Raw genomic sequence first — 455 nt, 5'->3', positions numbered from 1 at the left:
TGGCCCGGGCGAGGGCCCGCCGGACATCGACGGCTTCGGTGATGGAGACGAGCGCCGCCAGCCAGTCCCCTGTCCCGCTCTGAGTGATGGAGTGGGTGTTCCGGGACATGGCGAGGTCGGGGAGGTGGGCGGCGGGGTTGGCCTGGGCGAGGGTACGGCGGATTTCGACGGCTTCGGTGATGGAGGCGAGCGCTGCCTGCCAGTCCCCAGTCCCGCTCTGCTGGTTGGAGAGGTTGTTCAGGGAGCCGGCGAGGTCGGAGAGGTGGGCGGCCGGGTTGGCCCGGGTGAGGGCGCGGTAGTGGTCGACGGCTTCGGTGATGGAGACGAGCGCCGCCTGCCGGTCTCCGGTCACGCTCTGCTGGTTGGAGAGGTTGTTAGATCCGAAGACCACTCGTCTGAGCTCCTCTCACTCTAAGTCCTCGGGTAGGGAGGGGACGAGTTCGACGGCTTCGGTG

At 68.4% G+C, this 455-nt stretch carries 1 pseudogene; it reads right to left on the bottom strand.

Features of this window, described 5'->3' with window-relative positions:
* Positions 1–391, bottom strand: a pseudogene (locus PUR53_RS12885) (hypothetical protein); the annotation flags it as partial.
* Positions 392–455 lie beyond the last annotated feature (64 nt).

This window comes from Streptomyces sp. SP18BB07 (genome assembly GCF_036322545.1).
Classification (GTDB): Bacteria; Actinomycetota; Actinomycetes; order Streptomycetales; family Streptomycetaceae; genus Streptomyces; species Streptomyces deccanensis.
This window is presented reverse-complemented; position numbering and strand designations above follow the sequence as displayed.